Annotated in this window: 18 protein-coding genes; 8 read left to right on the plus strand and 10 right to left on the minus strand. The window is 68.4% G+C overall.

Going from position 1 to position 20,321, the window contains the following annotated elements:
- Positions 1 to 24: 24 nt before the first annotated feature.
- The 4 genes from ALTAJ2_RS15475 to ALTAJ2_RS19825 all read right to left on the minus strand — a co-directional run bounded on the left by ALTAJ2_RS15475 (position 25) and on the right by ALTAJ2_RS19825 (position 3,331).
- Positions 25 to 900, minus strand: coding sequence for a hypothetical protein (locus ALTAJ2_RS15475; protein ID WP_007110336.1), 876 nt, complete (start codon positions 898 to 900; stop codon positions 25 to 27).
- Positions 897 to 1,565, minus strand: a complete 669-nt coding sequence (locus ALTAJ2_RS15480; protein WP_007110335.1) for a hypothetical protein — start codon at positions 1,563 to 1,565, stop codon at positions 897 to 899. Before ALTAJ2_RS15480 ends, ALTAJ2_RS15475 begins: the two co-directional genes overlap by 4 nt.
- A complete protein-coding gene (locus tag ALTAJ2_RS15485) occupies positions 1,562 to 3,091 on the minus strand; it encodes a DUF58 domain-containing protein (protein WP_007110334.1) in 1,530 nt (509 codons plus the stop codon). The genes ALTAJ2_RS15480 and ALTAJ2_RS15485 overlap by 4 nt, the downstream gene beginning before the upstream one ends.
- Positions 3,092 to 3,181: 90 nt before the next feature.
- Entirely contained in the window at positions 3,182 to 3,331 is a 150-nt protein-coding gene (locus ALTAJ2_RS19825; protein WP_007110333.1) for a hypothetical protein, read from the minus strand.
- A gap of 175 nt (positions 3,332 to 3,506) precedes the next feature.
- Here ALTAJ2_RS19825 and ALTAJ2_RS15490 point away from each other — a divergent pair, with 175 nt between their 5' ends.
- From ALTAJ2_RS15490 to ALTAJ2_RS15510, 5 genes are all read left to right on the plus strand, one after another.
- Entirely contained in the window at positions 3,507 to 4,679 is a 1,173-nt protein-coding gene (locus tag ALTAJ2_RS15490; protein ID WP_193365040.1) for an NAD-dependent epimerase/dehydratase family protein, read from the plus strand.
- Positions 4,680 to 4,682: 3 nt separating this feature from the next.
- On the plus strand, positions 4,683 to 5,690 hold the full coding sequence (locus ALTAJ2_RS15495) for an NAD-dependent epimerase/dehydratase family protein (RefSeq protein ID WP_007110331.1): 1,008 nt from the start codon (positions 4,683 to 4,685) through the stop codon (positions 5,688 to 5,690).
- The gene (locus ALTAJ2_RS15500; protein WP_007110330.1) at positions 5,677 to 6,693 is read left to right on the plus strand and encodes an NAD-dependent epimerase/dehydratase family protein; all 1,017 of its coding nucleotides are present in this window, start codon (positions 5,677 to 5,679) and stop codon (positions 6,691 to 6,693) included. The genes ALTAJ2_RS15495 and ALTAJ2_RS15500 overlap by 14 nt, the downstream gene beginning before the upstream one ends.
- Positions 6,690 to 7,724 (plus strand): glycosyltransferase family 2 protein, encoded by a 1,035-nt coding sequence (locus ALTAJ2_RS15505; protein ID WP_007110329.1) that lies wholly within the window; start codon positions 6,690 to 6,692, stop codon positions 7,722 to 7,724. The genes ALTAJ2_RS15500 and ALTAJ2_RS15505 overlap by 4 nt, the downstream gene beginning before the upstream one ends.
- Positions 7,725 to 7,792: 68 nt before the next feature.
- On the plus strand, positions 7,793 to 8,446 hold the full coding sequence (locus ALTAJ2_RS15510; protein ID WP_007110328.1) for a class I SAM-dependent methyltransferase: 654 nt from the start codon (positions 7,793 to 7,795) through the stop codon (positions 8,444 to 8,446).
- A gap of 104 nt (positions 8,447 to 8,550) precedes the next feature.
- Here the strand turns inward: ALTAJ2_RS15510 and ALTAJ2_RS15515 are convergent, their stop codons facing one another.
- From ALTAJ2_RS15515 to ALTAJ2_RS15535, 5 genes are all read right to left on the minus strand, one after another.
- Entirely contained in the window at positions 8,551 to 9,843 is a 1,293-nt protein-coding gene (locus ALTAJ2_RS15515; protein ID WP_239647745.1) for a glycosyltransferase family 4 protein, read from the minus strand.
- Positions 9,844 to 9,890: 47 nt separating this feature from the next.
- Positions 9,891 to 11,237 (minus strand): nucleotide sugar dehydrogenase, encoded by a 1,347-nt coding sequence (locus ALTAJ2_RS15520; protein WP_007110326.1) that lies wholly within the window; start codon positions 11,235 to 11,237, stop codon positions 9,891 to 9,893.
- Positions 11,224 to 12,141 carry an NAD-dependent epimerase/dehydratase family protein gene (locus ALTAJ2_RS15525; protein ID WP_007110325.1) on the minus strand — a complete coding sequence of 306 codons (918 nt, stop codon included), beginning with the start codon at positions 12,139 to 12,141 and terminating at the stop codon, positions 11,224 to 11,226. The genes ALTAJ2_RS15520 and ALTAJ2_RS15525 overlap by 14 nt, the downstream gene beginning before the upstream one ends.
- 66 nt (positions 12,142 to 12,207) lie before the next feature.
- Complete coding sequence (gene wecB, locus ALTAJ2_RS15530) at positions 12,208 to 13,287, minus strand: non-hydrolyzing UDP-N-acetylglucosamine 2-epimerase (protein WP_007110324.1); 1,080 nt, start codon at positions 13,285 to 13,287, stop codon at positions 12,208 to 12,210.
- A gap of 84 nt (positions 13,288 to 13,371) precedes the next feature.
- Positions 13,372 to 14,553 (minus strand): glycosyltransferase, encoded by a 1,182-nt coding sequence (locus ALTAJ2_RS15535; protein ID WP_007110323.1) that lies wholly within the window; start codon positions 14,551 to 14,553, stop codon positions 13,372 to 13,374.
- A gap of 412 nt (positions 14,554 to 14,965) precedes the next feature.
- On the opposite strand from ALTAJ2_RS15535, the gene ALTAJ2_RS15540 reads away from it, so the two are divergent.
- Positions 14,966 to 16,150, plus strand: coding sequence for a glycosyltransferase family 4 protein (locus ALTAJ2_RS15540; RefSeq protein ID WP_239647746.1), 1,185 nt, complete (start codon positions 14,966 to 14,968; stop codon positions 16,148 to 16,150).
- Positions 16,151 to 16,178: 28 nt separating this feature from the next.
- Positions 16,179 to 17,717 (plus strand): oligosaccharide flippase family protein, encoded by a 1,539-nt coding sequence (locus ALTAJ2_RS15545; RefSeq protein WP_049900798.1) that lies wholly within the window; start codon positions 16,179 to 16,181, stop codon positions 17,715 to 17,717.
- 54 nt (positions 17,718 to 17,771) lie between these two features.
- Here the strand turns inward: ALTAJ2_RS15545 and ALTAJ2_RS15550 are convergent, their stop codons facing one another.
- Positions 17,772 to 18,662, minus strand: a complete 891-nt coding sequence (locus ALTAJ2_RS15550) for an alkaline phosphatase family protein (RefSeq protein ID WP_007110320.1) — start codon at positions 18,660 to 18,662, stop codon at positions 17,772 to 17,774.
- Positions 18,663 to 18,921: 259 nt separating this feature from the next.
- On the opposite strand from ALTAJ2_RS15550, the gene ALTAJ2_RS15555 reads away from it, so the two are divergent.
- Complete coding sequence (locus ALTAJ2_RS15555; protein ID WP_007110319.1) at positions 18,922 to 20,262, plus strand: sulfatase; 1,341 nt, start codon at positions 18,922 to 18,924, stop codon at positions 20,260 to 20,262.
- Positions 20,263 to 20,321 lie beyond the last annotated feature (59 nt).

The raw sequence follows: 20,321 nt of genomic DNA on the forward strand, positions 1-20,321 counted from the left end.
GGGCGGTCGGAGTCACGGGGAACGTCACGCCGGCTCCCAGCGACAGGTGATCAGCCACTCGGGTCGGTCCTCGCCCGACTCGACCTCGAGTTCGACCGGGCGATCGAGGGCGTCGGCGAACCCGACGGCGAGAAAGGAGGCGACGGGATGGTCGAACCGGTCGACATCGCCGAATACGGCCGAGCGGACGACCACGGTCGCGCGCCCGTCGTCGGGATCGACCGCCGGATCGGCATCGGTCGCGAGTTCGAACTGTTCGACGAGGCCGTCGGCGAGTCGCGTCGCCGCGGCCGTCGGGTCGGCCGGCAGCGGCCCGTCGAGGGTTCGCTCGAACGCCGCGAGGAGTCGCCCGCCGGTCGGCTCGAGGACGAGTCCGCGTTCCCCCGGCCGCGTAACGAGGGGACCAGCGGCGTCCGCCGGAGGGGCGCTGTCGGCCCGCTGTGGGACGAACAGGCGGACCGACGACGGATCGGTGCCGGGGAGATAGCGGCGGTCGTCCTCGAGCGCGAGGTCGTCGACCAGGGCCTGTGCGTTCGCCGCGGCGGCGGCGGAGACGCAGTCACCGACGGTGGCGGCGACGAACCGGCCCGGGGTGAGATAGTAAGTGAGAATCGCGCCGAACAGACCCGTCGCGCCGAGGGCGAACAGGACGCTTCGGCCGTGGTGAAACAGGCCGCCGCCGAGGACGGCGACCGCGCCGACGACGGCGAGCAATCGCGCGGTGCGGCGGTAGGTCCCCCGCATCGCGCGTGCGTACTCCGCCCGGAGGCGGGCGTTCTCTTCGGCCAGTCGCTCCGCTCTGGCTGCCGCCTCGGTCCGGGCGGACGACGCCCTCGCAGCGTCGTCGCTCCGCGATGGTCGTGAATCGGTCCGCTCTGTGTCGGCAGTGTTCCGGGTCATCGGTAAGTATCGGCGTCGGCTGTCGAGTCCGGGTCCGGCGGCGACGAACCGACGCGCTCCGTCGCCGCGGTCGATGGGTCGGCGGTCGACTCGTCCGGTCTCGGACCGGCATCGGGACGGTCGCGTCCCGCCCGGTCGAGGACGAAGACGAGTCCGTATCGATGCAGGCCGTACACGCCGCCGGCAAGCGCAGCGAGCGACGCGACGGCGGCCATCCAGAGCGGCCGTCCCGCCGGACCCAGAACGGCCCAGGCGAGTCCCCCGAGACCGCCGGCGCTCACCAGCACGGTCGCGGCGTGGCCGAGCCGAGCGTCCCTCGCCGTTCGCGGGGCCGAAGCGAGCACGAGCGCGACGAATCCGGCCTCGACGAGCGCGACCGAAAACGGATCGAATCCGGCCGGAACGAGTCCGACGAGCGCGACGTGCCCGACACCGATCGCGGACGGCGTCTCGAGCGCGTACCAGACGGCGGCGGTCGCGATGCCGGCGATTGTACCCGGTCGGCCAGCTGCGTACGTAAACGCCGCGACGAGCGCCGCAAGCGCCAGGAGCCGCGGGACGGCGCGGTCCGGCACCCGGCCGGCGACGACGGTGCGTGCGGTCCGACCTGATCCGCGCGCGTCGTCAGCGCCGGTCTCGGCGGCCGCGGGGTGTCGATCGCTCACCGTCGATCACCCCGTTCGCGCCCCGCCTCGAGAACGGTCGCGAGTCGATCGCCGGGACCGACTTCGAACGCGCGAACCCGGTCGAGCCGTGCGAGGTCGCGGCGGAGCGCCTCGAACTCGCGGTAGCGGTCGGTCGCCCGCTCGACGTCGGCCAGACCGCCGGGCTCGTAGAGTACTGTCGGGGCGAGAAAGACGGTCACGGCGGCGTCGTTCGCGCGGGCCATCGACACCGTCTCGCGAAGCGCGGCCGGGTCGGCGTCGTCGGTGAAGATGACCACCCACGACGTGGACGAGGTCGCCGCCAGCGCCGTCTCCACGGCGTCGAAGAGCACTCGGTCCCGAGCGAGCCGACGGTACCGCTGGGAAGCGGCGTAGAACGGACGGAGCGTCTCGGCGAAGGGATCGGCATCGCCCTCGAGATCGCGAACCGAGCGGCGAGCCGTCGCCCGTGTCGGCCGCTCGTGGATCGACGAGGCGGGTTCGACGGGCGAGCCGGACGCTCGTCCGCGTTCGGCACGGCCACCGTCGGCCGCTTGCGTCGGTGGTCGAGCGTGTTGCTCGGCGGCGCACCGAGCGGTCGGGTCCGACGGCGTCGGCTCGACGGCGAGGAGTTCCCGGCGAACCGCCGCGTAGGTTCCGACCGTCGCGGCCGGCTCGAGACGGCTCGTCACGCCGCCGTCGTCGACGGCGACGAGCCCGAGTGGATCGTCGAGTTCCCGGGCGCGGTCGGCCGTCGCAAGCATCACCTCACGGAGGTACTCGAGTTTCGTCGCCGCCGGCGGGCCGGTCGAGAGGGAGCGACCGTGATCGACCACGAGGAGGGTCCGGCGGGTCGTCTCCGTCTCGTACTCACGGACGTGGGGCGTCGCGAACCGCGCGGTCGCCTTCCAGTCGATCCGCTTGGCCGCGTCCCCGGGGACGTGTTCCCGTATCTCGGCCGGCTCGATCCCGCGACCCGACCGGCGCAGCGCGTGCGCGCCGTACGGGCTCGCGAGCCGATCGCCGCCCTCCCCGACGTGTAGCCGCCGGGGGCCTCGCGACTCGACCGAAACTGTCGGTCGCTCGCCCGTCGCGACCGTCTCGACGAACCGCCCGTCGGTCGCGGTCACTCGAGCGGCGTCGAAGCGGTGCCGACCGACGACCGGCCACGTGACCGACACGGTCGCCGCCGCGGCCGTCGCATCCGACTCGAGCGTCAGGGTCGCCGCGTCGCGATCGGCCCTCGCCGCGGTCGGCAGCCCGGCGTCTATCTCGAGGGAGAGCGGGGTCGGGTCCGCGAGCGTTGCATCGATCGGTATCGTCGTCGACTCGCCGGCGCGAACGGTCGCGGACGGGAGCCCGCGAGTGATCGAGAGCCGGCGGATCGTTCGCTCGAGCGCGGCGAGAAACGAGTACTGCGACGCGAGGACCCATGCGCCGACCAGTACCGCCCCCGCCAGGGGAAGCGGGCGATCGATGACGACCGCGAACGCGGCCAGGAACCCCGCGAGGGAGAGCCGACTCCAGAGGACTCGTGTCGGGCGCATGCCTTCGTCACGAACCACCGGAACGGTGTTGAAGCTACTGGTCGTCACCGTCCGCTGCAACACCGCGGCGCGGACCCGGTCGGCCGGGGCTCACTCCTCGTCGCGGCCCTCGCTGAGGTGTCGCCAGATCTCGACACAGCCCGCACCGTCGTCGATATCGTCGATCAGTTCGTCGTCGATCGCGTCGTCGCATCGATCACACGCCTCTGACGGCTCGTCGGAATCGCCTGTCTCGGCCATACGACCCGTGTTGTGACGCCGCCAGCAATAAATTTGATCTACTAGATCTTATACTATTGGTTTCGAATAACGAAGATTTCTAAGGCGATGATTAAACAACGGCTCTGTGAGTGTCATCGGAACTTTCCAATGGATACATTTTTTGCTATCGTTCGGATCACTATCTGGTAGCATCATGTCAATGCTGCTCACCGGTGGAGACGGATATATCGGCTGGCCGACGGCGGTTCGTATCGCATCCCGAACCGACGAGCAGGTCGTTCTCGTCGACAACTTCGCGCGACGGGACTGGGTCGAAACCGTCGGATCGACGAGCGCGACGCCCGTCCACCCGATGGCGGAGCGACTCGAGGCGGCCAACGAGGTCCACGACGGCCGGTCCCTGTCGTTCGTCGAGGGAGACCTCACCGACGGGGAGTTCGTCGACCGGCTGATTCGAATCCACGAACCCGAGACGATCGTCCATACGGCGGCCCAACCGTCGGCACCGTACTCCCAACTCAGCCGCGATCGGGCGAACTTCACCCAGCACAACAACCTCCAGGCGACGCGGAACCTCCTCTGGTCGCTGGGGGAGCACGGACTCAAGGAGACGCACTTCATCGAGACGACGACGACCGGAGTCTACGGCGCGCCCGCGTTCCCCATCCCCGAAGGCGGGGCGACGATGGAGCACCGCGGCGAGCGCGACGACGTCCCGTTTCCGGCGATGGCCGGGAGCTGGTATCACCTGACGAAGTGCCACGACGCCGCGAACATGCGGCTGGCACACGACCAGTTCGACATCCCGGTGTCGGACGTTCGGACGGCGATCACCCACGGCACCGAGACCGCCGAGACGGCCGCCGATCCCAGGCTCGGGACGCGGTTCGATTTCGACTACTACTTCGGCGTCGTCGTCCACCGGTTCTGCGCGCAGGCCGTGGCCGGCTATCCGATCACCGTCTACGGGCGCGGTGAGCAGCGCAAGCCCTTCATCGCGCTCGAGGACGCCGTCGAGGGACTGACGCGACTCGCGCTCGCCGACCCGAGCGAGCGGCCCGCGGACCACACCGTCTACAATCAGGTCGCGCGGGCGATCAGCATCGTCGAAATCGCCGAGACCGTCGCCGACGTGGCGAACGAGTTCGGGCTGGGCGTCGAGGTCGAGCACGTCGAGAACCCGCGGTCGGAGGACGAGACCCACGCGATGGAGATCGAGAACGATCGCTACGAGGCGCTGATCGGCGGCCAGTCGACATCGTTCGAAGCGAGCGTTCGCTCGATTCTCGAGACGCTGCTCGAGCACGAAGACGTCATCGTCGCACACGAGGACCGCTTCCTCCCCGACGTTTTGAGCGAGGGCTGATCCGTGCGGATTCTGGTCACTGGCGGCTGTGGCTACATCGGAAGCGCGCTCGTTCGTCGCCTCCGGAAGAACGAGGCGGTCACCGAGGTCGTGGTCCTCGATTCGCTCGCGGCCGGCTCACCGCGGGCGCTGCTTGGCGTCGTCGGGGACGGTCTCGAGTTCCGACAGGGGGACATCAGGGACTACGATGCCGTCGAAAGCGCGATGCGCGGCGTCGACCGCGTGATCCACCTCGCATCGATCACCGGGGCCGAGAGCACGCACGACCGCCCCGAGGAAACGCGCGCCGTCATCGTCGGCGGCACCGAAACCGTCGTGACTGCGGCGGACGAACTCGGGGTCGACTCGGTCGTCTACGCCTCCTCGTGTAACAGTTACGGCCGTGTCGCGGACACGCACATCGACGAGACGACGTCGCCGGCACCCCGCAATCCGTACGCCGAGGCGAAAGTCGAGGCCGAACGGGTGGTTCGCGAGGCGGCGTCCGCCGGCGACTTCACGGCCACGTCGCTCCGAATGAGCACCAACTACGGCTACGCGCCCGGCATCCGGTTCAACCTCGTCGTCAACCACTTCGTCTTCCGGGGGCTGACCGGCCGGCCGCTGACGGTGTACGGCGACGGCAGGAACTGGCGGCCGTTCATCCACGTGCAGGACGCCGCGCGAGCGTACGAACACGCGGCGGTCTCGCCCGACCGGTGGCCGCAAGACGTGTACAACGTCGGCCGCACCGAACAGAACTACCGCATCGAGGACGTCGCTCGCGTCGTCAGGGAGGAACTCGGCCGCGACCTCGAGATCGTCTATCTCGAGGACGAACGGCCGGGGCCGTCCTACCACGTCGAGTTCGACCGCCTGTCGGAGACGGGGTTCGAACCGTCGTGGACGCTGCGGGCGGGCGTTCGCGAACTCGCCGACCGATTCGCGCGACAGCGTGACGCCGGCGGCGCGCTGGACGCGTTGCGATCGAACTCGTCGTCGCGGGAGGTGAACGTCGATGGCCGCCGGTGAGGACCGGTCGGACGCCGTCTCGACCGGCGACGAGTCACGGCAGGTCCGCGTCGCAGTCACCGGCGCGGCGGGCTACATCGGGAGCCGCGTCGTCGCGCTCCTCCAGTCCGAACGCCCGGCGTGGTCGATCACGGCGATCGACGACTTCTACCGCGGGTCGCTGCGCCGGATCGGCGACGTCACCGTCGAGTACGTCGACGTTCGGAACCGCGACCGGCTGTGGGAGGCGCTCGAGGGAGCCGACATCGTGATGCACCTCGCCGCGATCAGCGGCGTCGAGGACTGCGACGCGAATCCGGAACTGGCCTACGAGATCAACGTGACCGGAACGGGCCACGTCGCGCGGTTCTGTCGACAACGCGGCGCAGCCCTGATATTCCCCGCGAGCATGGCGGTCGTCGGCAACCCTCAGGAGTTCCCGATCACGGCCGATCAGCCGCGAGCGCCCCTGAACTGGTACGGGCGGACCAAGCTCGTCGGCGAGCGGCTCATCGATGCCCTCGCCACCGACTCGTTCCCGGCGCACCTGTTCCTCAAGTCGAACCTGTACGGCGATCACACGATCGACGGGCAGGTCATCACGAAGGGAGCGGTGCTCAACTTCTTCGTCGAGCGGGCGCTCGCGGCCGAACCGCTGCCCGTCTACGAACCGGGGACGCAATCGCGGAACTTCGTCCACGTCAAGGACGTGGCACGCGCGTATCTCCGCAGCGCCGACGTGCTCGTCGATCGGCTGGCGGAGGGGAAGACCGGTGCCGAGTCGTTCACGATCGCCAGCGACGAGGACCCCAGCGTGATGGCTCTCGCCGAGATCGTCAGCGACTGCGTCGCCGACATCGCGGGGATCGACGTCTCGACCGAACTCGTCGACAACCCCCGCAGCGACGAGACGCTCGTCGACGCCTTCCCGGTCGAGACGACGCGGACACACGACCGCCTCGGCTGGGACCCCACGCACACGGTCGACGACACGATCCGGCGACTCGTCGAACGGAACGCATGAGTCCGCCGTCGCCCGACCCGCTCGACGTCGCGTTGCTCGCGCTCACGGTCGCCATCCTCTACTGGGGGTTCGACCGCTACCGGCGACGGTTCGAGCGACGCGACCTCGCCATCGCGATCGCGCTCGCGAGCGGCGTCGCGTCGCTCGTGTTCGTTCCGGAGGCGTTCGACCTCGTCGGGACCGCTCTCGAGATCGAACGGCGCTACGTCGTCGTGTCGCTGCTCGCGACGCTGGTCCTGCTCGGCGTCGTCCTGTACGCCTTGAGCATCGCCAGAGCGGCCCGCGACGAAGTCGCGGCACTGACCCGATCGCTCTCCGTCGACCGGGCCCCGCGGATGGACGGCGGCGCGGAGACGGTGTTCGTCGTGATTCCCGCGTACAACGAGAGCGATACCATCGGCACCGTCGTCTCGTCGCTCCCGGAGTCGGTCCGCGGCTACGACGTCCAGCCGCTGGTCGTCTCCGACGGCTCGACCGACGGGACCGCGGCGCGGGCAGCCTCGAGCGGCGCAATGGTCGTCGAGCACCCGATCAATCAGGGACAGGGGGGTGCCCTGAAGACCGGGTTCGAGATCGCGCTCGAACACGAGGCGGCGATCGTCGTCACGGCGGACGGCGACGGGCAGCATCCGTCGTCGGAGTTGGACCGACTCGTCGAACCGATCGTCGAGGACGAGGCCGACTACGTGATGGGGTCGCGGTACCTCGGCGTCGATCGGTCCGGCAACGGCGTCGTCCGCCGGACCGGCATCCGGTTCTTCACCGGCCTGATCAACGTCCTGATGGTCACCGACATCACCGACTGTACGAACGGCTATCGAGCGATTCGGGGGCCGATGCTCGAGGAACTCACCCTCACCGAGGAGCGATTCAACGCGCCGGAGTTGATCATCGAGGCCCGGAAGAACGGCCTCCGACTCGAGGAGATCCCGGTCGAGATCGAGGATCGAAAGGACGGCGACAGCAAGAAGCCGAAACTGGGGTTCGCGATCGGTCTGACGCGCATCATCGTGGTCGCGTGGCTGCGATGACGCCGCCGTGCGACCGGACGCGTGGCCCCGATGGCAACGCGACTGCACGACTGACGAGTTTAGCGACCATGAGAGCGAACGAAACCCGGAAACGCAACGTCGAACGGACATTCGAACGCTGTATCGAGCCCCACGTCAGGGACGAGACCGTCCTCGACATCGGGTGTGTCGCACACGATTCCGCCAAACGACACGACGAGACGTGGCTTCACGACCTCGTCGTCCGGGCGGCCGACGACGCGCTCGGCGTCGACGTCCTCGAGGACGAACTCGCCGCGCTCGCGGACGCGGGCTACGACGTCACCGCCGGTGACGCACAGGACCTCGCGCTCGGTGAGACGTTCGACGTGATCGTCATCGGCGAACTGATCGAGCATCTCGTCGACTTCGACGGGCTCCTGACGTCGGTCGACGAGCACCTGGCCGACGGCGGCAAACTCGTCGTCACGACGCCGAACGCGATGGCGGTCCACTGGACCGCGCTTCGCCTCCTGGATCAGGCGTTCGTCAACACGGGCCATACGTGCTGGTTCGACGCGACGACACTGCGCCAACTCCTCGAGCGATACGGGTTCGAACCGGTCGAGATCACGTACGTCGGCGACTGTCGACCCACGCTCGAGGACCCGCTCCAGATCGCCGGCTGGCTGTGCGAGCGCATCCTTCCGGACCGGGTCGGCAAGAGCACGCTCGCCGTCGTCGCCAGCCGCAGCGGCGAGTAGCCGGTCGCGTTCGGCGACGCACTCGACGGCCGGCGACCGCTCGCCGCCCGCACGGCTGTACGCGGTGTCTCTCCGTTCGATACGGCGCGACCGAAAAGCGACGACTACAGCCGGCGGCCGACGGCCGCCGCGAGTCGCCCGAGCCGGGTACGGAGCCCGGAGCCGGCGGTCCTGCGTTCTCGAGCGACCCCCGAGAGGAGGTCGCCGACCCGGTCGCCCAGTTCGTCCCAGCGGTGTTCCCGGTCGACGAACGCGACGCCGCGCCGGCCCATCGCCCGCCGCCGCTCCGGATCGGTGGCAAGGTCCCGCAGCGCCGCCGCGACGGCGTCCGGCTCGTTCTCGACGGCGAGTCCGGCCCCGGCGTCCGCGGTGACGGCCTCGATCTCCGCGACGGCGCTGGCGACGTAGGGCGTGCCCAGTGCCATCGTCTCGAGGAACTTCGTCGGCCGCGCGTACTCGAGAGTACGGTCCGTCTCGAGGGGCACCAGGCTGATCGCCGACGACGCCACCAGCCCCGGGACCTCCTCGCGGGGAACCGGGCCGTTGATCCGAACGCGGTCGTCGATGCCGAGGTCGGCAGCCAGCGCCTCGAGTTCGGCCCGGCGCTCGCCGAAGCCGTAGATGACGAGGTCGGCGTCGATATCGGCGCGTCGGAAGCCCCGCAGGAACGGCTCGAAGGCCTGCCCCTCGCCCAGCTTGCCGGTGTAGATGATTCGGGGCCGATCCTCGCTCGCGACCGCGGGATCGAACAGGTCGTCGTCGACGCCGAACGGGATCGTCTCGATCTTGCCGTCGTCGAGGTCGTACGTCTCCCTGTAGTGGGCCGCCATCGTCGGGGTGAGCGCGACCAGCCGGTCACAGCGCTCGAGGGCGACCCGTTCCAGCCACCGGAGCAGTCGGTAGGCGAGCGATCCCTCGGTAGTGAAGCCGAAATCGACCGCGTTGTCGAGCCAGCGGTCGTAGACGTCGACGACGAGGCCGCGTCCGGTCACCAGCGCCGCGAGGCCGGGCAGGAGCGTCGTGTGCGGGCCGATCTGGACGACGACGCAGTCGTACTTTCGACCGTGAACGAGCACGTACAGCGTCGCGAGGACTGCGAAGATCCCGTGGTTCAGGATGCGCTCGAGGTCGGTCCGATCCTCGACGGGCTGATACGTGAACAGCCGCGTGACCGGAACGCCGTCGATCCGCTCGTTCGACCACGGGCTGTATCGTCGCTCGAACTCCCCGACGGGAACGGACGGCTGTGGGCAAACCACGCGCGCGTCGAGGTGGTCGGGTGCGTTCCGAAGGAGTTGTGCCCACCGATGTGCACCGGCCATCGACTCCGGCGGAAACAGTTGCGAGACGACCAGGACGGACGGGTCGTCGCCGCTCCGTACCGTCGGATCGCGCACCGAACGCCGCTCCGACGACGGCGACGGTGCTGTCGTGGCGTCCCCGGTCACGGTTCGATCGGGTTCCCGACGCCGAACTGGAGCAGTTCGATGCCCGCGTCGTCGAGCCACGCTCGGTGCTCCGCGAGGGCCGCCACCGTTTCCTCGTGGGGGACGAACTGGACGACGACGTCCGGCGACTCGCGCTCGAGGACCGCCCGCAACTCGTCGTAGGCCAACGCGTCGACGTGGCGGTCGTAGTGGCGGACGCGGTAGCCGTCCGCCCGCAGGTCGGCGACGATCCGCTCCGCGGGGCTGTTTCGGCGGTCGTCGACGTTCGGTTTGTACGCGGCTCCGAGCGCGACGACCGTCGGGTCCGCGAGCGGGGCCAGCGTCCGGCGGACCTTCCGCGCGGCGACGGCGGGCATCTTGTCGTTGATCCGGCGGGCGGTCGTGATCAGGTTCGTGTGCTCCGGATCGACTTCGTTCAAGAACCACGGGTCGATCGGCAGGCAGTGCCCCCCGACCCCGATCCCCGGCTGCAGGATGTCGACGCGCGGGTGGTAGTTCGCGAGGTCGATCACCTCGCTCATATCGACGTCGAGCTCCTCGCCGATCAGCGCGAACTCGTTGGCCAGCGCGACGTTGACGTCCCGGTACGTGTTCTCGACGAGTTTGCAGAGTTCGGCCGACAGGAGGTCGGTGTAGTAGACGCGCCCCTCGAGGAAGGGCTCGTAGAGCGCGGCGGCTCGGCGACGGCTCCGCTCGTCGATCCCGCCGATGATACGGTCGTTGGTGACGAGTTCCGCGAACACGTCGCCGGGGAGGATTCGCTCCGGCGAGTGGGCGAGTTGGATCTCCGCGCCCGGCTCGAGCCCGGCCGCCTCGAGCGCGGGGACGACCGTCTCCGCGCAGGTCAGCGGCGGCACCGTCGACTCCACGTTCACGAGGTCGCCCGGCTCGAGGTGCGGCCGAATGGAGTCGAGGGCGGCCTCGAGCGCGGAGAGGTCCGGGCTCTTGGTCGGCTCGGTCAGCGGCGTCGGGACCGAGACGACGAACGCGTCGCCGTCGGTCGGCTCGGTCCGTGCCTCGAGATTGCGCTCGACGGCGTCGGACTCCAGCAGCGCCTGCAGTTCGGCCTCGTCGACGTGCAAGGTCCCCTCGTTGATCGCCCGGACCAGGTTGCTGTCGATGTCGACGCCGACGACCCGCTTGCCGCGGTCGGCGAGCAACAGCGCCAGCGGCAGGCCGACGAAGCCGGTGCCGACGACGACCACCTTCTCGATCGGCTCGAGAGCCGGGGCCTCGGGCTCGCCGGGACCGGGACCGTCGCGAGTCCCGGCCGGCTCGCACCCGTCGTCGCCGGACCGCGCCGAGTCCACCGCACCGTCGCGTCGCGGGTCACTCGAGGTCATAGTAGTCGCGCATCCAGTCGATCGTTCGCGGGATACCCTCCTCGAGGGAGACGCGCTGTTCGTGGTCGAGGTCGCGGGTGGCCTTCTCGACGCTGGCCTTCTTGTTGAGGGTGTTGTGGTCCTCGGTCCCTCGGTATTCGACCTGCGCGTCGTCTTTGCCCAGATAGCCGAGCACCATGTCCGAGAGGGCCTTGATGTCGTAATACTCCTCGCCGGCGATGTTGTACACCTCGCCGGGGTGGAACGAGTCGACGACGTTCGCGAGCGTGCGCACGGTGTCGTCGATGTAGGTAAACGAGCGGTGATGGTCCTCGTAGACGTGGTACGGCAGGTCGTGTAACGCCCGATAGCAGAACTTGCAGACGACGCTCCGGTACTCGCTGTAGCGCTCGCCCGGCCCGTACGTGTTGAAAAAGCGGACCCGCACGGACTCGGTCCCGTGTCGGTCGGCCGCGTTCATGATCTGCTGTTCGTTGACCCACTTCGAGATCGCGTAATCGTTCAACTGCCGCGGTCCCTCCTCGAGCGGGACGGACTCCTCCATCACGCCGTCGTAATCGCCGTACACCTCGCTGCTCGAAGCGAAGATCAGTCGGAAGTCGTGCTCGGCCTGCAGCCGGCACACGTTCTTCGTGCCGACGGCGTTCGACTGCCACATCGTCTCGTAGAAGTCCTCGCCGTTCCGGCGGCCGAACTCCGCGCCGAGGTGATAGACGTAGTCGAACTCGCGGTCCGCGAAGACCCGCTCGAGCTGTCGGTACTCGCTGACGTCACAGCGGTAGTACCGGTCGCGTTCGTTCCACGGGCGGTCGGCGACCCAGACGTCGTGGCCGCGTCGTTCGAGTACCTCGGTCAACGGTGCACCGATCGCTCCCAGTCCGCCGGTAACGAGCACTGATGCCATGCATCCACGCTCCACGAACGGTGGTAATTATCTTATGACAGTTGTCGGCCGAAGCGTATCGATACCCTACAGTAAGGCGTCCAAAATCCGGTCGGCAGCGTCGCCGTCTCCGAACGGGTTCGACCACGTCCCGGGACGATCGACCATCGCTTCGGCTCCCGCGACGATGGCCGACGGCTCGGTCCCGACAAGCCGGTTCGCACCGATATCGACCGTCTCCGGCCGCTCCGTGCTGTCCCGAACCGTGACACACGGTGTCCCGAGAATACACGCTTCCTCCTGAACCCCGCCGGAATCGGTGACCGCGAGACGCGCGTGGCGCTCGAGGGTCAGGAAGTCGAGGAAGTCGAGCGGATCGACGAGCCGAATCGGCTCCGGAACGGACAACTCGAACGCCGCGAGCGTCTCCCGGGCCCGCGGATGGATCGGATAGACCACCTCGCGGTCGGTCCGGGTCGCGAACGCGCCGACGCCCTCGAGAATCCCCGCGAAGCGCTCTGGATCGTCGACGTTCTCCGCCCGGTGGGCGGTCAGCAGGTAGAACGCGCCGGGCTCGAGGTCGTGTTCCGCGAGCACGTCGCTCTTCTCCGTCGCAAGGTCGCGGTGCTGGGAGACCGCGTCGACGATGGTGTTTCCGGTGACGCGAACGCGGTCGCCGTCGATCCCCTCCGCCGCGAGCAGTCGGGCGGACTCCTCGGTCGGCGCGAAGCAGTGATCGGCCGCGTGGTCGACCAACACGCGGTTGATCTCCTCGGGCATCTCCCGGTCGAAGCTCCGCAATCCGGCCTCGACGTGTGCCAGCGAGGGGTCACGTTTGCTCGCCGCGATCGCGCCGGCGAGCGCGGAGTTCGTGTCGCCCTGAACCACGACGTGCGCCGGCCGCTCCGCCTCGAGAACTGACTCGATCCCGCGGATCATCGTGGCCGTCTGTTCGCCGTGGTCGTCCGACCCGACCCCGAGGTCGTACGTCGGCGTCGGTAACTCGAGTTGCTCGAAGAAGACGGCGTCGAGCGACTCGGAGTAGTGCTGCCCGGTGTGGACGACGACGTGTGGGATCGCCCGCTCGAGACACGCACGAACGAGCGGGGAGAGCTTGATGATCTCCGGTCGAGTGCCGAGCACGAACGCTAGTCGGGGGGTCGCCATGTGTGCGTTCCACACCACGCGATCGGTGAAAAATACGCAGTGTGTAACGACCGGCTTCACGAGACAATCCGATCGTTCGCCGCCCTATCGGACGCGTACCCGTTCGAGCGGCCGCGGCGTCGACCGGGACAGCGCCGCCTCGTACAGGTCGTGGTGGCGTTCGACGCATCGGTCGGTCGAGAACCGAGCGGTCGCGCGGCGTCGCGCCGCCGCGCCCCGCCGACGCCGTTCCGCGGGAGCCGCAAGCGCCTCCCGGATCGCCGTCGCGAGCGCGTCCGGGTCGGCCGGGGGCACGAGCCAGCCGTGCGTGCCGTCCACGAGCTGTTCGGGCACGCCGCCGACCCGCGTCGCGACGATCGCCGATTCCATGGCCATGGCTTCTAAGACGGCTATCGGGCAGGCTTCCGTCACCGACGGAAGGACGAAGACGTCGAACGCGGCCAGGAGTTGCGGCACGTCCGACCGATGGCCGAGGAACCGAACGGTTCCCTCGAGGTCGAGGCGCGCCCGGACGCGACGGAGGCGATCCGCGTACTCCCGCCGGGAGTCGAGCAGTTTGCCGGCGATCGGAACGGCGACCGGACCGACCCGATCGCGGACACGGGCGATCGCCCGCAGCAGGTACTCGTGACCCTTGACCGGGTTGACGTTGCCGACGGTGCCGACGATCGGAACGTCGTCGGCGACGCCCAACTCCTCGCGGAGGTTCCCCTTGTCGGTCACCGATGAGGGATCGAGCGCATCGACGTCGACCGGCGGGTACACCGTCCGCGTCGGGACCGCGTCGTCGAAGAAGTGGTCGCCGACCGCGTCCGCGGCGAGGGCGATCTCGTCCGCGGTGGCTCGAGCGAGTCGAGCCGCGACGCGGTCGAGCGGCCACGGCGTGCCGGTGTCGTTGAAGAACCACGCCAGCGGCGTCGCCGTCCGCCAAGCGGCGATCGCGGCCGGAACGGCGAGGGTCATGCTCGCGTGGACGACGTCGATCTCCCGGCGCTCGATCGTCGACGCGAGCCGGGAAACGGACGGAAGAAAGCGAGCGGCGAAGCGCGCGTTCGCGCGGACGTTCGGCGGCGGCCGCATCTGTGACGGCCCCGGTCGGACGACCTCGAATCCCGCGTCCGTCGCCATGCGTTCGAACGCGTCGTCGCCGTCGGGCAGGTGAAACACCGTCTCGATGCCGCGGTCGCGAAGGCCCGTCGCGACGGCGAGCGCGCGCAACTGGGGACCGCCCACTCGAGGATCGGCGAGGCTGTTGAGGACCCGCATTCGTGGCTGACGCGTTCGATGCGATCCGGTATAAAACGTACCGGCGGGCGGCGGGAACAGGCGTCGGTTACCCGCCGCCGACGCCGCGCGGACGGCTCGTAGATCGACGCTACGCCAGTCGGCGGGGCTCCGCTACGTATCCCTCAGTTCACGAGGGCGTCTCCGTACCGACGGGTTCGGTGAGTCGCCCTTGGTCTCGGATGGATGCACGAGTATGACTCTATTACGAACGGTGATGGTGGAAGCCGACGGAACTCGAATCGCAGCCGAACGGAACTGTCTATTCGCCGAGCCAGCTTCGGGCAGTCACGTGTCGATCTCCATCGGCTACGATTTCGACGCTCACTCTTCCGATATCGATCAGGAGTAGCGCGTCAAGAATTAAGGCGCAGTTGGTGGAAGCCCGGTCCAGATGCCGCCGCGTTCGATAGCGCTCGTCGTGTTCGCAGACGAACTGGATCGCGAACACGCGGCCTACGAGGCAGTACAGAACTTCGTCGACGTCTACGAGTCCGACGTCGACCGAATCGCTGTCGTCGGGCCAGAACGTATCGATATCGATCGGGCGGTCGTTGATCCGGTCCCGGTTCAGCGCCCGCAATCGAGCGTCCCGCCGGTGACAGTCACCGAGTACGTCGGCCATCAGGGACGGATCGCGGCGGCGCTCTGGCACGAGCGTGATCGGCTCGACGCCGCGTTCTTCCACATCGGCGGGACCATGCTCCTCGTCCCCCTGCTCGCGTGCACGTTTGCGGGCGTTCGAACGCTGCTGTTCGTGACCGGGACCGTTACCGAGGGGGTGTACGCCCGCCGCGGAACGGGGCCGCTCGCCCGCGGACTCGCCGGCATCGTGAGCCTCGTCGAACGCGTCACGTGTACGCTCGCCGACGATGTCATCCTCCTCTCGAGGGGGATGGACCATCCGGCCCTCGAGTGGCCGCTCTCGCCGACGATACGGGCCGCCAACGTCAATTACGTCGACTGCGAGGAGTTCGCAAAGCGAACGCCGATCGACGAACGGCCGATCGATGTCGTCTTCGTCGGGCGGTTCGCGACCGTCAAAGGGATCCACGACATCCTCGGCGCACTCCCCCGCCTCGTCGCGTCGCAGCCGGACATTCGGATCGAACTGATCGGCGACGGCGACCTCTCGGACGAGGTCGCGACGTTCGTCGACCGCCACGGCCTCTCGGAGAACGTGACCTGTCCCGGCTGGGTCGACCACGACGACCTCCCGGCACGCCTCGACGACGCGCGAACGCTGCTCTTGCCCTCGCGATCGGAGGGCGTTCCGAAGGCCCTGCTCGAGGCGATGGCCTGCGGAACGGTCCCGGTCGCGACACCGGTTGGCGGCGTCCCCGACCTGGTCGACGACGGGTCGAACGGGGTCCTGCTCCGAGACACGGACCCGGCCGCGATCGAGCGAACGGTAACGGCCGTCCTCGAGCGTGACGATCTGGACGCGGTGAGCGATACCGCCCGCGACTACATCGAGCGCAACTACGCCTACGAGACGATCAGGGACCGCTATCGCCGGCTCCTCGTCGAGCCCGAGGCCGATCGAGCGACGGCCGGAGCCGGTCGAGACACAGTATGACGACCGACGGACGACCGCGGTGGCGACGATGAGCCGAAACATCGTCCGACGGTTCAGCGCCGTCTTCGGTTCCAAGGTCGGCGTGTTAGCGCTGACGCTCGTCACGACTCCCATCCTGGTGCGCCTGCTCGGAAGCGGCGGCTACGGCGATTACTCGTTCCTGCTCTCGACGCTGCAGTGGGTGCTGGTGTTCGTCTACGCGGGAGCGTTCAAGGGGACGCGGAAGTTCATCGCCGAAGACCGATCCGACGACTGGGCGGATCACGTGTTCGCGTTCTACTTCCGGCTCGTGTTCGTCCTCGCGGCCGTCGTGGTGACCGCCGTCGTCCTCCTCTCCGGGACGCCGCACGTGGCCTCGTTCCTCGGTCCGGAATTCGCCCGGTACTTCGCCGTTCTCGCGCTCATCGTTCCCGCTCGGGCCTGCCTTCGACTCGGACGAAGCGCACTCATGGGGTTCGGCCTCGAGTCGTACTCGGAGCCGCTCCAGATCGTCGACCGCGTTCTCTTCGCGGCGATGATCGTCATCGTGAGCGTCGTCGGCGGGGGCGTCACGGCCGCCCTGACGAGTCGGGTCATCTCGACCGGAATCGCAGCCCTCATCGGGCTCGCGCTCGTCTCACGCCGGATCGATCTCTCGACGTTGGCGAGCCCGTCGACGGGGCCGGTGCCGGCGAAGCGCCTCGCGATCTACAGCGGCTCGACGATGGCGCTGTCGTTCCTGTTGCTCTCGCTGTACCACGTCGACGTCATCCTCCTCAGACTGCTCGTCGGGAGTTCGGCGACCGGCTACTACCGCGCAGCCCTCGTCATCGCCGAATTCCTCTGGTTCGTGCCCACCGCCATTCAGATCACCCTCCTGCACTCGACGTCGCAACTCTGGGTCGACGACCGCTACGACCGACTCACGGAGATCAGTACGCGGGCGGTCCGGTACACCGTCCTCTGTACGGCGTTGCTGGCCCTCGGCGTCGCCGGACTCGCCGAACCGGTGCTCACGCTCTACTTCGGACCGGCGTTCGACGCGGCCGTCGTCCCGCTGTTGTTGCTGCTCCCCGGCGCGGTCGGGTTTGCCGTCGCCCGCCCCGTCTTCGCGATCAGTCAGGGGCAGGAGAACTTGCGTCTCCTGATCGGCGTCACGGCCGTCGCGGCGCTGCTGAACGCCGCGTTGAACGTGATTCTCATCCCAGCCCTCGGGCCGAGCGGGGCCGCGATCGCGACGAGCATCGGCTACGGGTCGATGTTCGGACTCCACGTCTGGAACGGTCGCCGACTCGGGTTCGACCCCCTCGCGGACGTCCGCGCCGTCCGGGTCGCGGGCACCGTACTGGCCGCTGCGGTACCGATCCTCGGCCTCCCTCGGCTCCTCGAGTCGGACCCGCTCTCGCTGGTCGTCGTGCCGCCGGTCGGTGCCGTGGCGTTCGCCGGACTCGCACTCGCGACCGGTGCGGTACGCCCGGGAGAGATCCGACGCATCGCGTCGGCCAGCCCCGTTCCGACGACCCGACTGGCAACGCTCTGTCCTGATCGGATTCTCGACGCGATCGGGCCGACGGATCACGACGGCTAAACCGGCCGCGGGACGGATCGGTCACGGGCGTCGACGCGACCAGCGACCGTGCAGTCAGAGATAGCCGAGATCTTCGAGATGCTCGCGCGGCGCATCGACCGTCGCGTTCGTCCGCTCCGGCCGTCCGGCATCGATCCGGTCCTCGAGCCAGTCACGAACCGACAGCACGTCCGTCGGCAATGGTCCGGGCTCCGTCGTGGAGATGAGCGCGCGTTCGGAGTGGACGCCGGGATCGGGGTCGTTCGTCGCCGTCGTCTGCATGCCGTGGTCGGAGAGGACGACGAGCCGATCCACGCGGGACCGGAGCCACCCGAGCAGCGAGTCGACCTGCTCGTAGATCCGGCGAAGCGCCGTCGGCCGCCGCGCGTACATGTGGCCGGTGTGATCGAGGACGTGAGCGTGGACGCCGACGATCGGAACGGACGACAGCGACTGGCCAGCGAGCCACCCGATACAGGAGCCGGTGGTGCCGAAGTAGCGACGGACGAACTCGTCGGCCGACAGGTCGCCGTCGGTCGCCCGCTCGAACCACTCGCCCTCGCGCTTCCAGACGTAACAGGGCGTCACGCCGGGCCAATTGCGGACGGTTCCGTCTCCGAAGACGGTCGACTCGTCGGTCCGCGGATAGCCGTCGTCCGAAAACTGTGCCTTGAGATCGGCGAGCCGATCGTGGAGCGGCTCGGGGAGCAACTGTGCTGTGCGCACGACGGCGCTCAGGCCGGTCGCGTTGTCCCAGCCGACGCCGTCGAGTTCGACACCGTGATCCGTCGGCGTCAGTCCGGTCGCGATCGTCGGCCACACCTCGAGCGTCGCCGGCACGTCCAACGAGTGCGTGATCGACTCGAGTTCGCCGTGGTTCTCGAGGAGCATGTTCTCACACTCCCATCGGTTCGCGAGGCGATAGTCGGCGGCGTCGAGACCGAGAACACAGAGTGTGCCGGACATGGGTCCGTGAACGAGTGTTCGCATCTTAAAACTAGACCACCGTCAGGACGGTAACGCACGGGGTTACGAACGGTAAGCGGTCCGTGAAGCACGGCTCGGTCGGCTCTCCCTGCGATCGTCGAACGCTCTCCCGGAAGCGACGAGTGCGAGCCGTCGGGTTCGCCTGCGTGATAGTCACGGCATCCGGACAGTGAGAACGCTTTTCTCTCCGTTCATTGTTGCTGGAAGCGGACCCAACGTTTCGAGAGGAGACAAACGTATGTCATCGAGTATCCTGCTGTCAGTCGATTGCCTTCGATCGGATCACGTCGGCTGTTACGGGTACGACCGCCCGACGACGCCGAACATCGATTCGTTCGCCACTGACGCGACGCGCTACCGGTTTAGCTACGCCAACTGTCCGGGGACGCGGTGGGCATTCCAGTCGATTCACACTGGGGTCTACGCCGGACAAATCGACGGCCTCGGTATTCCCAGCGGATACGGGGAGCAGGTGGCCGAACGGTTCCGGTCGGCCGGCCACTCGACGTTCGGAATCGCCCACAACGGGTTCCTGAGCCGGGATTACGGCTACGACGAGGGATTCGACCGGTGGACCGGCGTCGCCGACTTCGACGAGGCGGACTCGCTGGCGGTCAAAGCCGGCAAGCGGGTCGCGAACGCGGTCGACTCTGACGTCCTCAAACGGCGACTGCTGCGACCGGCCTACAGTCTCGTCGCCGGTGGCGACTCGTCCGGCGAGTACCGGCCGCCGACGACCGACGCCGACGTCGTCGACAGGGCGGTCGAGTGGCTCCGTGCGCGGCAGTCGGTGAACGACGACTACTTCGCCTGGATTCATTTCATGGACGCACACACCCCGTACGGCCGGTACGACGACCACCTCCGCGCCGTCCGCGGCGACACTGACATCGACCACGTCGTCGCGCCGAACGAATCGGACGCGGTCGTCCACGGTGAGCCCCCCGAACAGCGAGTGATCGACACGTACGACGCGTGCATCCGGAGCGTCGACGAGCAACTCGGTCGACTCCTCGAAGTCGTCGACGACGACACGGCCGTCGCGATCATCGGCGACCACGGCGAGGAGTTCGGCCGCTACGGGGACTTCCACGAGGCGTCGCTGTACTCGTCGATGACGAACGTCCCGATCATCGTCCGTGCGCCCGGACTCGAGGCGGGCGTCGTCGACGACCACTTCGCACAGCACGTCGACGTCGCCCCCACGCTGTTGGCGGCCGCCGATCTCCCGGTTCCCGATCAATACGTCGGCGAGCCCTTGCAACGCGTCACCGACCGCGACCTGTCGACGCCGACGTGGTACTCCCTCGAGGCGGGCCACGTCGGTATCCAGACTGACCGCTGGAAAGTCATCCAGACCGACGGTGAGCGGGTCGGGTACGAGATGGACCGGACGGAGCGCGAAGGGGACGCGACAGCGGCCGATGCCGTTCCCGACGAGCGACACGCACAGTTGGACGCGTTCGAACGCCGACTCGACGCCGACCGGGTCGACGGCGGGACGACGACCCTCGAGCGCGACGACGACCTCTCCGCGTCGGTCGAAGAGAACCTCAGCGACCTGGGCTATCTGGAATGAGGTCGTCGATCGCCGCCGGTGACGCTCGTTTGTGCGACGACTGCAGTGGCTTACCGTCC

This window comes from Natrinema altunense (assembly GCF_000731985.1).
Taxonomy (GTDB): Archaea; Halobacteriota; Halobacteria; order Halobacteriales; family Natrialbaceae; genus Natrinema; species Natrinema altunense.

Coding starts and splice junctions, on each gene's coding strand:
- ALTAJ2_RS15475 (WP_007110336.1), bottom strand. CDS start 900: ATGACCCGGAACACTGCCGACACAGAGCGGACCGATTCACGACCATCG.
- ALTAJ2_RS15485 (WP_007110334.1), bottom strand. CDS start 3,091: ATGCGCCCGACACGAGTCCTCTGGAGTCGGCTCTCCCTCGCGGGGTTC.
- ALTAJ2_RS19825 (WP_007110333.1), bottom strand. CDS start 3,331: ATGGCCGAGACAGGCGATTCCGACGAGCCGTCAGAGGCGTGTGATCGA.
- ALTAJ2_RS15490 (WP_193365040.1), top strand. CDS start 3,507: ATGTCAATGCTGCTCACCGGTGGAGACGGATATATCGGCTGGCCGACG.
- ALTAJ2_RS15500 (WP_007110330.1), top strand. CDS start 5,677: ATGGCCGCCGGTGAGGACCGGTCGGACGCCGTCTCGACCGGCGACGAG.
- ALTAJ2_RS15505 (WP_007110329.1), top strand. CDS start 6,690: ATGAGTCCGCCGTCGCCCGACCCGCTCGACGTCGCGTTGCTCGCGCTC.
- ALTAJ2_RS15510 (WP_007110328.1), top strand. CDS start 7,793: ATGAGAGCGAACGAAACCCGGAAACGCAACGTCGAACGGACATTCGAA.
- ALTAJ2_RS15520 (WP_007110326.1), bottom strand. CDS start 11,237: ATGACCTCGAGTGACCCGCGACGCGACGGTGCGGTGGACTCGGCGCGG.
- ALTAJ2_RS15525 (WP_007110325.1), bottom strand. CDS start 12,141: ATGGCATCAGTGCTCGTTACCGGCGGACTGGGAGCGATCGGTGCACCG.
- wecB (WP_007110324.1), bottom strand. CDS start 13,287: ATGGCGACCCCCCGACTAGCGTTCGTGCTCGGCACTCGACCGGAGATC.
- ALTAJ2_RS15535 (WP_007110323.1), bottom strand. CDS start 14,553: ATGCGGGTCCTCAACAGCCTCGCCGATCCTCGAGTGGGCGGTCCCCAG.
- ALTAJ2_RS15540 (WP_239647746.1), top strand. CDS start 14,966: ATGCCGCCGCGTTCGATAGCGCTCGTCGTGTTCGCAGACGAACTGGAT.
- ALTAJ2_RS15545 (WP_049900798.1), top strand. CDS start 16,179: ATGAGCCGAAACATCGTCCGACGGTTCAGCGCCGTCTTCGGTTCCAAG.
- ALTAJ2_RS15550 (WP_007110320.1), bottom strand. CDS start 18,662: ATGTCCGGCACACTCTGTGTTCTCGGTCTCGACGCCGCCGACTATCGC.
- ALTAJ2_RS15555 (WP_007110319.1), top strand. CDS start 18,922: ATGTCATCGAGTATCCTGCTGTCAGTCGATTGCCTTCGATCGGATCAC.